This window comes from Neotabrizicola sp. VNH66 (genome assembly GCF_049445895.1).
Lineage (GTDB): Bacteria > Pseudomonadota > Alphaproteobacteria > Rhodobacterales > Rhodobacteraceae > Pseudogemmobacter.
In genome coordinates this window covers 128,515-141,427 of record NZ_JBMSDW010000008.1, presented here as the reverse complement: position 1 = coordinate 141,427, position 12,913 = coordinate 128,515, and the positions used below count along the sequence as shown (strand labels likewise).

13 protein-coding genes are annotated in these 12,913 nt (G+C 67.0%); 7 read left to right on the top strand and 6 right to left on the bottom strand.

Features of this window, described 5'->3' with window-relative positions:
- Positions 1-104 precede the first annotated feature (104 nt).
- The 3 genes from ACO2Q5_RS13415 to glmM all read left to right on the top strand — a co-directional run bounded on the left by ACO2Q5_RS13415 (position 105) and on the right by glmM (position 3,425).
- Positions 105-1,001: a dihydroneopterin aldolase gene (locus tag ACO2Q5_RS13415; RefSeq protein ID WP_423291827.1), complete on the top strand. Its 897-nt coding sequence runs from the start codon at positions 105-107 to the stop codon at positions 999-1,001.
- A 64-nt stretch (positions 1,002-1,065) separates the two neighbouring features.
- Entirely contained in the window at positions 1,066-2,085 is a 1,020-nt protein-coding gene (folP, locus tag ACO2Q5_RS13410) for a dihydropteroate synthase (protein WP_423291825.1), read from the top strand.
- Positions 2,082-3,425, top strand: a complete 1,344-nt coding sequence (glmM, locus tag ACO2Q5_RS13405; protein WP_423291823.1) for a phosphoglucosamine mutase — start codon at positions 2,082-2,084, stop codon at positions 3,423-3,425. Before folP ends, glmM begins: the two co-directional genes overlap by 4 nt.
- A gap of 57 nt (positions 3,426-3,482) precedes the next feature.
- Here glmM and ACO2Q5_RS13400 read toward each other — a convergent pair whose 3' ends face one another.
- Positions 3,483-4,784 (bottom strand): MFS transporter, encoded by a 1,302-nt coding sequence (locus ACO2Q5_RS13400; protein ID WP_423291821.1) that lies wholly within the window; start codon positions 4,782-4,784, stop codon positions 3,483-3,485.
- Positions 4,785-5,022: 238 nt separating this feature from the next.
- On the opposite strand from ACO2Q5_RS13400, the gene ACO2Q5_RS13395 reads away from it, so the two are divergent.
- Positions 5,023-5,856, top strand: coding sequence for a hypothetical protein (locus ACO2Q5_RS13395; protein ID WP_423291819.1), 834 nt, complete (start codon positions 5,023-5,025; stop codon positions 5,854-5,856).
- 69 nt (positions 5,857-5,925) lie between these two features.
- Here the strand turns inward: ACO2Q5_RS13395 and ilvC are convergent, their stop codons facing one another.
- Positions 5,926-6,948: a ketol-acid reductoisomerase gene (ilvC, locus tag ACO2Q5_RS13390; RefSeq protein WP_423291817.1), complete on the bottom strand. Its 1,023-nt coding sequence runs from the start codon at positions 6,946-6,948 to the stop codon at positions 5,926-5,928.
- Positions 6,949-7,074: 126 nt separating this feature from the next.
- Here ilvC and ACO2Q5_RS13385 point away from each other — a divergent pair, with 126 nt between their 5' ends.
- The 3 genes from ACO2Q5_RS13385 (at position 7,075) to ACO2Q5_RS13375 (ending at position 9,245) form a co-directional block, all read left to right on the top strand.
- Entirely contained in the window at positions 7,075-7,533 is a 459-nt protein-coding gene (locus ACO2Q5_RS13385) for an Lrp/AsnC family transcriptional regulator (protein ID WP_423291815.1), read from the top strand.
- On the top strand, positions 7,530-7,991 hold the full coding sequence (locus tag ACO2Q5_RS13380; protein ID WP_423291813.1) for an Lrp/AsnC family transcriptional regulator: 462 nt from the start codon (positions 7,530-7,532) through the stop codon (positions 7,989-7,991). Before ACO2Q5_RS13385 ends, ACO2Q5_RS13380 begins: the two co-directional genes overlap by 4 nt.
- Before the next feature lie 129 nt (positions 7,992-8,120).
- Complete coding sequence (locus ACO2Q5_RS13375; RefSeq protein ID WP_423291811.1) at positions 8,121-9,245, top strand: aminotransferase class V-fold PLP-dependent enzyme; 1,125 nt, start codon at positions 8,121-8,123, stop codon at positions 9,243-9,245.
- 123 nt (positions 9,246-9,368) lie between these two features.
- Here ACO2Q5_RS13375 and ACO2Q5_RS13370 read toward each other — a convergent pair whose 3' ends face one another.
- The 4 genes from ACO2Q5_RS13370 to ACO2Q5_RS13355 form a co-directional block, all read right to left on the bottom strand.
- Entirely contained in the window at positions 9,369-10,466 is a 1,098-nt protein-coding gene (locus ACO2Q5_RS13370) for a Hint domain-containing protein (RefSeq protein WP_423291809.1), read from the bottom strand.
- Positions 10,467-10,603: 137 nt separating this feature from the next.
- Positions 10,604-11,803, bottom strand: coding sequence for a UbiH/UbiF family hydroxylase (locus tag ACO2Q5_RS13365; protein WP_423291807.1), 1,200 nt, complete (start codon positions 11,801-11,803; stop codon positions 10,604-10,606).
- Between the two features lie 64 nt (positions 11,804-11,867).
- Positions 11,868-12,116: a hypothetical protein gene (locus tag ACO2Q5_RS13360; RefSeq protein WP_423291805.1), complete on the bottom strand. Its 249-nt coding sequence runs from the start codon at positions 12,114-12,116 to the stop codon at positions 11,868-11,870.
- 96 nt (positions 12,117-12,212) lie between these two features.
- Positions 12,213-12,863: a pyrimidine 5'-nucleotidase gene (locus ACO2Q5_RS13355; RefSeq protein WP_423291803.1), complete on the bottom strand. Its 651-nt coding sequence runs from the start codon at positions 12,861-12,863 to the stop codon at positions 12,213-12,215.
- Positions 12,864-12,913 lie beyond the last annotated feature (50 nt).

The window sequence follows — 12,913 nt, the reverse complement described above, 5'->3', positions numbered from 1 at the left end:
GCGCGCCGGATGTCGCAGGACTTGCGCCGCCTGCCGTCTTGAGGCAAGGCCAGCCCGCGCGCCGCCCCTAGTCTGGCGCCAAAGCCCGGCCCGGGAGCGACGCCATGACCACCAGCGACATCACCCTTGCCTTTGCGCATCCTGAAGAGCGGGCCGAAGCCTCGGCCGGGGCCGCGCCGCGCGACCGTATTTCCCTGCGCGACCATGTGGTCGAGGCCGATATCGGCGCCTTCCAGAAGGAGCGCGGGCTGAAACAGCGGCTGCGCTTCAACGTGGTGGTCGAGGTGCGGCCCGCGCCGGTGCCGCTGGACGATGACGTGGACCGCATCCTGTCCTATGACCGCATCACCGAAACGATTGCCGAGGCGCTGGCGGCCGAGCGGCTGAACCTCTTGGAGACGCTGGCGGAAAAGGTGGCCGAACGTCTGTTGGCGGAGCCCGCGGCGATGCGCGTCTTCGTGCGGATCGAAAAGCTGGATGTCGGCCCCTATGCCCTTGGGGTGGAGATCGTCCGCTCCCGCGCCGAGGTGCCGGTGCGGGTGGAGGGGGCGGCCGTGCATCCCTTGGTGGTCTGGCTGGACAATGCCACCATCGCTGCGCCGGACCTTGGCCTCCGGCTGGATGCGCTGATCGGGCGCGGCCTGCCGGTGATCTTCTGCGTGGGCCTGCCCGAAGGTCCGCGGCCGCAGACCGGGCACAAGCCGACGCAGCGCCGGATCGACCTGCTGGCGATCGAGCAGAATGCCTGGGTTCTGGCCGCGCGTGATCCGCGCTGTGTGGTCGTCGCCAGCCGGACCGAGATCGACTGGGCGATCAAGCGCGGCCGTTCGGTCGTCTGGGCCCCGTCGAAGCTGGTGCTGGACGCCGCCGACGGCCCCCATAGCCGCGAGCCGGTGGCGCTGGCGCTGTGGCTGGCAGAACAGATGGCGGCAGAGCGGATCGTGCTTCACGGCGATGTTGCAATCCCGGCAGGAAGCCGCGTGCCGGTCGAGCGCGCCTGAGCCCGGGCTTGCCAAAGCGCTGCCGCAGGGCCAAACCGGGGGCACCGCCCTGCCGGAGACATGGATGACCGCCTATCTGATGCCGCTGCCGATCCCCCGCTTGCCCGCGGCGCCCGGGACATTGGCATTGGCGGGCAGCCGGTCGGTGGTCTGGGACCGGGCCGCGCTGTTGCGCGGGGCGGGGGGGCCGTTTGCAGCGGCCTCCGTCTCGCCCGGGTTGCGGGACCGGCTGTCGGCGGTGCGGGCGCCCCTGTGCGGGTTGTCCCTGGACCGGCCGCGGATCATGGGCATCCTGAACGTCACGCCCGACAGCTTTTCCGACGGCGGGCGCCACAATGATCTGGCCGCCGCCGTGGCGCGCGCGCAGGTGATGGCGGCGGATGCCGACATTCTGGACATCGGTGGCGAAAGCACCCGACCCGGCGCGCGCGAGGTGCCGGAAGATGAAGAGATCGCCCGCACCGCGCCGGTCATCCGCGCGATCCGGGAGGCAGGGATCGCCACGCCCATCTCCATCGACACCCGCAAGGCCCGCGTGGCCGAGGCGGCGCTGGATGCGGGCGCCGATATGGTGAACGATGTCACCGCCCTCCGGTTTGATCCCCGGATGGCCGCACTGGTTGCGGAACGGGGTGTGCCGGTCTGCCTGATGCATTCGGTCGCCACGCCCGAGACGATGCAGGCCCATGCCAATTACCGCGACGTGCTGACCGAGGTGCTGGACCATCTGGCCGAACGGATGGAGGCGGCCCTGCGCGCGGGCATTGCCGAAAACAGGATCGTGACCGATCCCGGCATCGGTTTCGGCAAGACGGCGGCGCATAACCTTGACCTGATCCGCGGCCTTCCCGCGCTGCATGGCCTGGGCGCCCCCATCCTGCTGGGGGCCAGCCGAAAGCGGTTCATCGGCACGCTTGGCGGGGCTGAAATGGCGGAAGACCGCATGGCAGGCTCGGTCGCCGTGGCGCTGCAGGGGGCGGCGGCCGGGGCGCAGATCCTGCGCGTTCATGATACAAAAGAAACCCGGCAGGCCCTGCGCCTGTGGCTGGCCATGGCCGGGGCAGAGGAAGAGGACAGAGCATGACACGCAAGCTTTTCGGCACCGACGGCGTGCGGGGCCGGGCCAATGCCTGGCCGATGACGGCGGAACTGGCGCTGAAGCTGGGGGCTGCCGCGGGCCGCTATTTCCGCCCGGCAGGCGGTGGTGCGCACCGCGTGGTGATCGGCAAGGATACGCGGCTGTCAGGTTATATGCTGGAAAACGCGCTGACGGCGGGGCTGACCTCCACCGGGATGAGCGTTCTGCTGCTGGGGCCGGTGCCCACCCCCGCCGTGGGCTTTCTGACCAAATCCATGCGTGCCGATCTGGGCGTGATGATCAGCGCCAGCCACAATCCGCATCAGGACAACGGGATCAAGTTCTTCGGACCGGACGGCTTCAAGCTCTCGGATGAGGCCGAGGCCGAGATCGAGGCCATGGTGGAGGGCGAGATCGCGCTGGCACAGGCGCAGAACATCGGCCGTGCCCGCCGGATCGAAGATGGCCGCGGCCGCTATCAGGAATTCGTCAAGACCAGCTTTCCGGCCGGGCTGCGGCTGGACGGGCTTAAGGTGGTGGTGGATTGCGCCAATGGCGCCGCCTACCGCACCGCGCCCGAAGTGCTGTGGGAGCTGGGGGCCGAGGTGATCCCGGTCGGCGTCTCGCCCAATGGCACAAATATCAATGAACGTTGCGGATCGACCCATCCGCAGACCGCGGCTGAGGCGGTGGTGGCCCATGGCGCCCATGTCGGCATCGCGCTGGACGGTGATGCCGATCGGGTGATGATCCTGGACGAACGCGGCACGGTGGCTGATGGCGATCAGATCATGGCGCTGATGGCTGCCCGCTGGGCCGAGGACGGCCGGTTGCGCGGCGATACCCTGGTGGCGACGGTGATGTCCAATCTGGGGCTGGAGCGGTTCCTGTCCGCCCGCGGCCTGCAATTGCAGCGCACCGCCGTGGGCGACCGCTATGTGGTCGAGGCGATGCGTCGCGGCGGCTGGAACCTTGGGGGCGAACAATCCGGCCATATCGTGATGACCGATTACGCCACCACCGGCGACGGGCTGCTGGCGGGGCTGCAATTCCTGGCCGAAATGGTGCGGACGGGAGAAAAGGCCAGCACGCTGACCCGCCAGTTCGACACCGTGCCGCAGATGCTGAAGAACGTTCGCTTTGCCGCGGGCGCTACGCCGTTGGAGGTGCCCTCGGTTCAGGCGGCCATTGCGGCGGGCGAAAACCGCATCGCGGGCAAGGGCCGCCTGCTGATCCGCAAATCCGGGACCGAGCCGCTGATCCGCGTCATGGCGGAATGCGAGGATCCGGCGCTGCTGTCCGATGTGGTGGATGACATCGTGGGCGCGGTCGAAGCGGCGGTCTGAGCGCCATCGCCGGACAGGATAAGGGGGCAGGGCCGACGGGCCTTGCCCCCTTGTCGTTTAAACCTCGTCCCGGCCCGAGGCGATGACGCAGAGAAGCGTGATCACCGCGGCACCCAGCAGGTAATAGCCGACCGAGGCCATGCCATGGTTCGCCTGCAGCCATGTGGCCGCATAGGGCGCCAGCGAGGCGCCGAAGATCCCGGCGAAGTTGAAGGTGATGGACGACCCGGTATAGCGCACCCGTGTGGGGAAGGGGGCGGCCAGCGCGGCACCGATCACCCCGTAGGTCAGCCCCATCAGGGCCATGCCGATGGTCACGAAGAGATAGATCGTGGCCAGCCCGCTGGTGGTCAGCGGCGCGAGGAAGAACGAGAAGATGCCGATGGCGACCGTGACCGCGATCAGAAAGCCGTAACGGCCAGTGCGGTCCGCGACCTTGCCCGCAAGAACGATGGCCAGCCCGAAGATGACGGAGCCATAGATCTGCACCTCCAGCGCCTGAACGAAGGGGATCTTCAGCACCTTGACGTTATAGGACAACAGCCAGGCCGAGCAGATGTAGAACAGCACGAAGGTCACCAGCGCGACAAAGGTGCCCAGAAACAGGCTGCGCTTGTGGTTGCGGAAGACCTCGGCCACCGGGACCTGCACCCGCTCTTCCTTCTCGATGGCTTGCGCGAATTCCGGCGTCTCGGTGATCGACAGCCGCACCCAGAGCCCCAGCCCGATCAGCAGGATCGAGGTCAGGAACGGCAGGCGCCAGCCCCAGGTCAGGAACTGCTCTTCGGTGATGTAATGCAGCAGGACCCAGAAGAAGCCCGACGACAGGAAGAGGCCCACCGGCGCCCCCAGTTGCGGGAACATGCCATACCAGCTGCGCTTGCCCTCGGGGGCGTTCTCGGTGGCCAGCAGCACGGCGCCGCCCCATTCACCGCCAAGGCCAAAGCCCTGCCCGAACCGGCACAGCGCCAGCAGCAAGGGTGCCGCGACGCCGATCTGCGCATAGGTCGGCAACAGACCGATGATCACGGTGGACACACCCATGGTCAGAAGCGCCGCCACCAGCGTGGCCTTGCGGCCCACCCGGTCGCCGAAATGGCCGAAGACGATGGCGCCGAAGGGCCGGGCGAAGAAGGCGATGGAGAAGGTGGCGAAACTGGCCAGCAGCGCCGTCATCGGGTCGCTGCCCGGAAAGAACAGCGCCGGGAAGACCAGAACGGCGGCGGTGGCATAGGCGTAGAAGTCGAAGAATTCGATGGTGGTGCCGATCAGGCTGGCCAGCAGCACCTGCCGCGGCGAATTCACCGGGCCAGTCTTCGCTGTAGCGCGCGCGCCTTGGGCAAGGGTTGTTTCGGTCATTGTGGTATCCGGGTAATTTTATTGCGCTATCGGCGGCATTGCCGAAATCCGATATCCGTTCTGCGCGTTACGCCTTTGCCGGCGGGCCCGAAAGCAGCAAAGCGCCTGCGGAAGGCGGGGTTGCAGTGCGCGCATGGCTGGCCGGTTCCGGCCTGCCCGGGTGCGTCGGGCGCGCGCCGGGCTGGAACTTTCCGCAGCGTCGGAGGATTGTCTTTGCAACAGGATACGGAGCAGAGGCATGAAACAGGCTTTTCTCGCAGGCACCGCGCTTCTGGCGTTGGTTGCGGCGGCGCTGGCGGAGGAAGGGGCAGGCCCCAAGGATCCGCGACAGGTGGCCGGGCATGAGGTGACCGTCACCGACACCGATGATTTCATGCAGGAATTGCGGGTGGACGGGCAGGTCGTGCTGGAAGACGGGCTGATCCTTCTGGATCAGGAACTGACCGTCGCGGGCATGCCGGTGCTGACCGGGGTTTCGGGTCCGGGCGGCAATGCCTGCGATGCGGCGCCGTTCGTGCTGTCGCTGCCCGAAGGCCAGGCCGCCCGGCTGGACGGGCCGATTGATACCTGTTCCTACATGGCGCTGGAGCCGGGGCCGGAGGCGCTGGTCTGGTCCTCGGAACCCTTGCCCGACCTGCCGGGAGAGGTGTGGACCTGGACCCCCGCCGCGGGCTTTGCGCCCGGCGCCGATCAGGCCTTTGCCCCGGATGCAACTGAAGGCTGGGGCGATCTGGCCGTTCTGGACCGTGCCCATCCGGTTGAGGCGCTGAAGGTTGCGCCGGTCTATGCCGCATTGACCGGAGGGCTGCCCCCGGCAGAGTGGGAAACCCTGTCGCGCATCCTGTCGGGGCTCGGCTCGGGCGGGCTGGTGGCGCAGGGCTACCGGGGCGAGGCCTGCACCAAGCTGGTTTGCCAGACCGAATTCGCGCTTCTGTGGCTGGACCGTGACCGTCAGCAGGTCTTTGCCTTCTGGCGGGAGGATGGTGACGCGACCGACCATATGTTCCCCGCCGACAACAGCCAATGGCCGCAATGGGTGCGGGACGATCTGGCCGCACGGCTGGCGCAATAAACGAAAGGGCCGGAGGATCGCTCCTCCGGCCCGGATTCTGTGGCTGGCGGAGGTTCCCCGCCAGTCTGGTCAGTTCCGCGAACGGTCGACCATCTTGCCCTTGGAGATCCAGGGCATCATGGCGCGCAGCTTTTCACCGACCTGTTCGATCTGGTGTTCGTCGTTGATGCGGCGGGTCGCCTTGAAGAACGGCTGGCCGACGGCATTTTCCTGCATGAAGTCGCGCACGAACTTGCCGGTCTGGATGTCGGTCAGAACCGCCTTCATCCGGGCCTTGGTTTCTTCATACGGCAGGATGCGCGGGCCCGAAACATACTCGCCATATTCGGCGGTGTTCGAGATCGAGTAGTTCATGTTGGCGATCCCGCCTTCGTAGATCAGGTCCACGATCAGCTTCACTTCGTGCAGGCATTCGAAATAGGCCATTTCCGGCTCGTAGCCGGCCTCGACCAGGGTTTCAAAGCCCATGCGGATCAGCTCGACCAGACCGCCGCAAAGAACGGCCTGCTCGCCGAACAGGTCGGTTTCGCATTCCTGACGGAAATTGGTTTCGATGATGCCCGAACGGCCGCCGCCGATGGCCGAGCAGTAGGACAGGCCGATGTCCATGGCCTTGCCCGACGCGTCCTGATGGACGGCCACGAGGCAGGGCACGCCGCCGCCCTTGGTGTATTCGCCACGCACGGTGTGGCCCGGGCCCTTCGGCGCCATCATGATGACATCGACGCCCTTCTTCGGCTCGATCAGGCCGAAGTGCACGTTCAGGCCGTGGGCGAAGGCAATCGCCGCGCCTTCGCGCAGGTTGTCATGGACGTATTTCTTATAGGTTTCCGCCTGAAGCTCGTCGGGCATGGTGAACATGATCAGGTCGCACCAGGCCGCCGCTTCGGCAATGCCCATGACCTTCAGGCCTTCGCCTTCGGCCTTTTTCGCGGAGGGCGAGCCTTCGCGCAGCGCGACGACGACGTTCTTCGCACCCGAATCGCGCAGGTTCAGCGCATGGGCGTGGCCTTGGCTGCCGTAGCCGAGGATCGCGACCTTCATGTTCTTGATCAGGTTCACATCGGCGTCGCGGTCATAGTAAACGCGCATGGCGTTCTCCTTTGCTGTAGATGGGGGCAGAATAGGAAAATCTGCCGCGTGATCCGTGCAATGTTTGACGATCTGCGGCCTATGTGCGAATTTTCATGCGCCATATGGTGGTCAGACGGATAATCCATGCAGATCGACGACACGGACCGGCGCATCCTGCGCCATTGGCTGGCCGAACCCGGCCTGCCGCGCGGCGATCTGGCGGCGCGGGCCGGGGTGACGACGGCCACCCTTTGGCGCCGGCTGGAGCGGCTGCGCGAAGGCGGTGTCATCCGGTCGGAGAACGCGGTGATCGACTGGCGCAGGCTTGGCTATGAGGTGGAGGTCTCGCTCCGCTTCACCCTCGACAAGACCGATCCCCGCGCCTTTGACGAATTCATCGCCGCCGCGCGCGAGGTGCCCGAGGTGCTGGCGATCGAGACCTTCCTCGGCACCGTCGATCTGCGCCTGAACGTTATCGCCCGCGACATGGCGCATTGGACCGAGCTTTACCGGGCCCGCATCCTGACCCTGCCGCATATCGCCGAGGTGGAGGCGCTGATGCTGATCTCTACCATCAAAGATGAGGGGGGGCTGCCGCTGTGAGCCTGGATCTGGACGATACCGACCGCGCGATCCTGCGCGCACTGTCCGCGGATGCCGGTCTGGGCGCCGGGGAACTGGGCCGCCGTCTGGGCCTGTCGCAGCCCGCCGCCTGGCGCCGGGTGCGGCGGCTGGAGGAGGCGGGGGTTCTGGCGGGCACGCGGGTCGAGGTGGACCGCGCCGCGCTTGGCTTTGGCGTCACCGTGTTTCTGGGCATCAAGCTGGCCACCAAGGGCCGGGTCAGCCTGGAGGATTTCGAGCGCGCGGCGACGGCCATCCCCGAGGTGCAGGTGGTGCAGCATGTGCTGGGCCTGTTCGACTACCGCCTGCGGGTGGTGGCCCGCGATCTGGCCGATTTCGAACGGGTGCTGCGGCGGCGGGTGATGACCTTGCCCGGCGTGGGCAATGTCGAGGCCAATGTGGTCCTGACCGAGGAGCGGCGGCCGGGGCCTTTGGGGTGACGCCCCGGGGGTTTCACCCCCGGACCCCCAGAGTATTTGGATCAAGAGGAAGAGGCTGCTGCGGCTTTGTGATGCTGGCGGCGCGCGCCAGAGGGCGCTAGGCTGCGCCGGCAATGGGAGGACCTGCCGATGAAACTGCCGCATGACCATATCGACCCCGAGGGGCTGGAGGAGTTTTCGGTGGTCTTCACCGACCGCAGCCTGAACCACATGTCGGCGCGGTTTCAGGGGGTGATGCGCGATGTCTCATCCCTGCTGCGCGAGGTCTATCACGGCAGCGCGGTGGCGCTGGTCCCCGGCGGCGGCACCTGCGCGATGGAGGCGGTGGCGCGGCAGTTCGGGCAGGGCCGGGTGCTGGTGATCCGCAATGGGTTCTTCAGCTTCCGCTGGAGCCAGATTTTCGAGGCGGGCGGCTTCACGCCCGAAGTGCATGTGCTGATGGCCCGCGCGCCGGGGAATGCGCCGCCTGCGGCCTATGCGCCGCCGCCGGTCGAGGATGTGGTGGCCAAGATCTATGCCGAAAAGCCCGAGGCGGTCTTTGCCCCGCATGTGGAAACCGCAAGCGGCATCATTCTGCCCGATGACTATATCGCCGCCGTCGCCAAGGCCGCGCATGAGATTGGGGCGATCTTCGTCCTCGACTGCATCGCCAGTGGCGCGATCTGGGTGAATATGGAGGCCACCGGGGTCGATGTGCTGATCTCGGCCCCGCAGAAGGGGTGGAGCGCCTCGCCCTCGGCCGGGATCGTCCTACTTGGCCCGCGGGGCGAGGCGCGGCTGGCGGAGACACAATCGAACAGCTTTGCGCTGGATCTGAAGAAATGGCGCGCGATCATCAAGGCCTATGAGGACGGCGGCCACGCCTATCATGCCACCATGCCCACCGATGCCATCCTTGGCCTGCGCGATGCCATGCTGGAGACCAAGGCCATGGGTTTTGCCGAGGCCAAGGCCGCGCAATGGGAGCTGGGCCGCCGTGTGCGGGCGCTGCTGGAAGGTCGCGGTGTGATGTCGGTGGCGGCCGAAGGCTATCAGGCGCCGGGCGTGGTGGTCAGCTATACCGCCGATCCGCAGGTGCAGAACGGCGCGAAATTCCGCGAGCTGGGCCTGCAGATCGCCGCCGGTGTCCCCCTGCAGGTGGGCGAGGGCGAGGCGTTCCGCACCTTCCGTCTTGGCCTGTTCGGGCTGGACAAGTTGGGGGATGTGGACGGCACGGTGGCGCGTCTGACCCGCGGGGTGGAGGCGGTGCTTTAGGCCGCGCTGCCTTCGATCCGGCCCGGGTCGAAGGCAAAACATGACTGGCAAACTGTGGGTTTTGTTCCGCCTTTCCCCGGCCTGCACCAAGGCCGGGGTCCCGCCGATCCTGGCAGGGATGCGTTAAGCGGCGCGCAGAAGCCGCCCCTCGCGTCCGGTCAGGGCGGGGCGCGACAGGGCGCGGCGCCATGGCGCCGTGGGGAAGACGGTGGCAATCTCGGCCCGGGCTTCCGGTGACAGGCCGCGCAAGGCCTCGGTCCCCAGATACAGGCTTTCGGCCGGGGCGCCTTCCGCGCTCAGGATCTCATGCCGGTCCAGCAGGATATGGAAATATTCGGCCTGCGGCATCGGCTCGCGCGTTACCCCTTCGCCATCGACCAGATGCTGCGCGGCGACCAGCACCTCCTCCTCGCCGAACAGCAGTTCCGCCTGACCGCCGCTGACCAGCAGCCGGTGGTTGGGGGAAACCAGCAGATCCCGGTCGTTGCCCATCTGACCGGCACCGATCCGCACCGGGGCAAGGTCGCCCTCTGCGGCCACCCGGGCCGAACCGATCCAGCGGATGGGTTGCGCACCATGATCGGCCGTCATCACCAGATCGCCCGCCTGCAGCGCCTGCACGGGGCGGGGGCCGTCCGGTGTGCCGATCCGCGTGCCGCGCAGGAAGCAGGGTGGCGCGGGCGGCGTGACCGTCAGGTTCGGAATAGGGGACTGGGGGTTGCCGTTATAGGTGGACTTGCCCTGAATATAATACAGCGTCGTGCCCGAAGGCGGCGCTTCGCCCAGAAAGGTGACGCCCACCACCTGCGTGGTATAGCCGCTGGTGATCGACACGGCGACGAGCGTGTAGGATTTGCCCGCGGCATCGAACAGGGTGACGTGGTACTCATCCTCGACCGTGACAGGCGCCGGCCATTGCCAGCGGGTGTTGGAGCTGTTCGGTGTCCAGGTCTGCCCGCCGATGGTGACGGGGGAGGTGAGCTTCTGGTCCGCCACCTGATCGCCGTTATAGGGGTCGTCTTTCAGGATTCCGTCGGAATCCGAAAAGTTCAGGGTGGTCTGGTTCGAAAAATCAAAGGTGAATTTCAGATTGTCTGGCACTTCCCAACTGAACGCATCGCCCCAGAGGGCGTTCGTCAGGGTATTGCCGTTGCGTGTGGCCGCGCCCGCCATATTGGTGACGCTCACCGCGGCGACGGAGAGGATCGATATGCTTGCCATGCCTGTCTGCGTCTGCTCGTGGCCGGTTTCCGGCCTGTCTTTGTTCGCGTCAGGGTAGCAGCAGGCGGCGGCACAGGGCAATGGTTTTTCGCCCCCTTGGGGACGAAACCCGCGGATTTGCTGGAAATTCGGTCAGATCAGCGCAGGCCGAGCCCGGCGCGCATCAGGGTGCGGCGCACCGGAGACACCGAATAAAGCATATCCAACGCGCCTGCGCGCAGATCGCGCAGCAGCGGTGCGGACAGCATGGAACTGCGGTTCAGCAGGTCAATCCCGCGGGCGCGCAGCTCCACCTCCGGGTGGCGGCGGCGGTGGTAAAGGTCCAGCATGGCCGCGGTGCCGGGGTCGTCCCGATGGGCACAGGCCAGATCCAGCAGCACCCGCAGATCGGCCAGCGACATGTTCAGCCCCTGCGCGCCGATGGGCGGCACGACATGGGCCGCCTCGGCGATCAGGGCGGTGCGTTCGCCCGACATCCGCGCCGCGACCTGATTGATGATCGGCCAGACCGACCGGCGCGAGGCCAGCGTCAGCGGACCAAGGATGCCGCAGGACCGCGCGGTCATCGCCGCTTCGAACTCCGGCACGGGCAGGGCGGCCAGCCGCGCCACCTCCGGCCCGGTCTCCATCCAGACCACGGCCGAGGCGGGGCCGCCATTGCGGTCAGGCAGCGGCACCAGCGTGAATGGCCCGCCGGAGCGATGCACCTCGGTCGAGACATTCTGATGCGGCAGCGGGTGGGTGACGGCGAAGGCCAGCGCCTTCTGGCCGTAGCGGCGGGTCGTGACCGGGATGCCAAGTGCCTCTCGCACCGGGGAATTCCGGCCATCGGCGCCGATCAGCAGCTTTGTCGAGACGGTCGTGCCATCGGTCAGCGTAACCCGTGCCTCTGCCGCGCGGGTGAAGACGCGGGCGGTGCCGGTGCCGGGGCGGAAGTCCACATTGGGCAATTCGGCCAGCCGGGCCACCATCTCTCGCCGCAGAAGCCAGTTGGGCAGGTTCCAGCCGAAGGGCCGGTCCGAGATATCGGCGGCGTTGAAATCCTTGACGATCCGCGCCTCCGGCTGCGGCCCGCCGGCATCGACGATCCGCATGATCTGCAGCGCGGCGGCATGGGGGGCCAGCCGGTCCCAGAGGCCCGCGGCCTGAAGCACCGGCAGCGAGGGTTGCAGGAAGGCCGTGGTCCGCAGGTCCGCGGTGGCGGCGGTTTCGTCCGTTACCGGCGGTTCGGGGTCTACGCAGATCACGCGGAACCCGGCCGCACCAAAGGCCGCCGCGGCGGTCAGCCCGGCAACACCGCCGCCGGAAATCAGGATATCGGTTGTCGTCACGCTCATGCCCGGCAGAATAGCCGGGCGTGGGGGCGGGGGCCAGTGACAGGTTGTCCCGGCCCGCCCCTGGTTACGGCCAGGTGATTGCCACGAAGAACAGGAACATCATCGGCACAAGGCACAGGGCAAAGATCGTCAGCGCGGCCAGACCCCAGGCCTGCACCGCCAGCACCAGTCCAAGGATCAGGATCGGCAGGAACCAGAACACGTTGTTCACGTCGCGGGCAATGTCGCGGGCGAAGATGCCGATGATCGGCAGCGAGAACAGGATGCGATCAAAGCGCGAGGGGGCAGCGGGAACGGCGGCGGCTTGGGCCATGGCAGAGTCCTTTCCAGAGATGTATCTGGAATAATCATTTTCCCGCGCCGGCAAAGAGACGCGATGCCGCAGTGCGGCAATCTGTCCTGCGACGCTTCAGCCCTGTCGCAACAGGCGCAGGAAGGTGGCAAGATCGTCGGTGTGGTGATGGATATGCGGGGCGGGCGCGGCTTCGGGCGCGACATGCACCGTTTGCATTCCCATCGCATGGGGCACCGCCAGATTGCGGGGATCATCCTCGAACATGGCCGCCGTGGCGGGGTTCAGCCCGTCCAGCGCGAAGACCGCGTCAAAGGCGGCCTGTTCGGGCTTTGGCCGGTAGCCCGCGTTTTCCACGCCATAGACGGCATCGAACAGGCCGGTCAGCCCCCGCGCCGCCAGCACCCGGTGGGCATAGGGCGTGTCGGCATTGGTAAACACGATCCGCCGTCCGGGCAGGGCCGAAATGGCCGCCGCCAGCGCCGGATCGGGCGACAGAACCGAAAAGTCGATGTTGTGGACATCGGCCAGATATTCCCTCGGCTCGATCCGGTGTTCGTGCATCAGCCCGGCCAAAGTGGTGCCGTAAAGCGCCCAGTATTGCGCGCGCAGGCGGTCGGCCTGGTCACGGTCCACCCCGAGGCGGGTCATGACCCAATCGGTCATACGCCGTTCGATCTGGTCGAACACGCGCATCGCGGGCGGGTAAAGCGTATTGTCCAGATCAAAGACCCAGGTGTCGACATGGCGGAAGGATGTGCTTGGCATGGGCGCTTGATACGCCCTTGGGCGGGCAGGGGAAAGGGACCAACGGAGGG

What these genes read in the sequence shown, in the direction of transcription:
- ACO2Q5_RS13385 (WP_423291815.1), top strand. Translation starts at nt 7,075, where the DNA reads ATGCAGATCGACGACACGGACCGGCGCATCCTGCGCCATTGGCTGGCC.
- ACO2Q5_RS13370 (WP_423291809.1), bottom strand. Translation starts at nt 10,466, where the DNA reads ATGGCAAGCATATCGATCCTCTCCGTCGCCGCGGTGAGCGTCACCAAT.
- ACO2Q5_RS13400 (WP_423291821.1), bottom strand. Translation starts at nt 4,784, where the DNA reads ATGACCGAAACAACCCTTGCCCAAGGCGCGCGCGCTACAGCGAAGACT.
- ACO2Q5_RS13355 (WP_423291803.1), bottom strand. Translation starts at nt 12,863, where the DNA reads ATGCCAAGCACATCCTTCCGCCATGTCGACACCTGGGTCTTTGATCTG.
- ACO2Q5_RS13395 (WP_423291819.1), top strand. Translation starts at nt 5,023, where the DNA reads ATGAAACAGGCTTTTCTCGCAGGCACCGCGCTTCTGGCGTTGGTTGCG.
- ACO2Q5_RS13365 (WP_423291807.1), bottom strand. Translation starts at nt 11,803, where the DNA reads ATGAGCGTGACGACAACCGATATCCTGATTTCCGGCGGCGGTGTTGCC.
- ACO2Q5_RS13415 (WP_423291827.1), top strand. Translation starts at nt 105, where the DNA reads ATGACCACCAGCGACATCACCCTTGCCTTTGCGCATCCTGAAGAGCGG.
- ACO2Q5_RS13360 (WP_423291805.1), bottom strand. Translation starts at nt 12,116, where the DNA reads ATGGCCCAAGCCGCCGCCGTTCCCGCTGCCCCCTCGCGCTTTGATCGC.
- glmM (WP_423291823.1), top strand. Translation starts at nt 2,082, where the DNA reads ATGACACGCAAGCTTTTCGGCACCGACGGCGTGCGGGGCCGGGCCAAT.
- ilvC (WP_423291817.1), bottom strand. Translation starts at nt 6,948, where the DNA reads ATGCGCGTTTACTATGACCGCGACGCCGATGTGAACCTGATCAAGAAC.
- ACO2Q5_RS13375 (WP_423291811.1), top strand. Translation starts at nt 8,121, where the DNA reads ATGAAACTGCCGCATGACCATATCGACCCCGAGGGGCTGGAGGAGTTT.
- folP (WP_423291825.1), top strand. Translation starts at nt 1,066, where the DNA reads ATGACCGCCTATCTGATGCCGCTGCCGATCCCCCGCTTGCCCGCGGCG.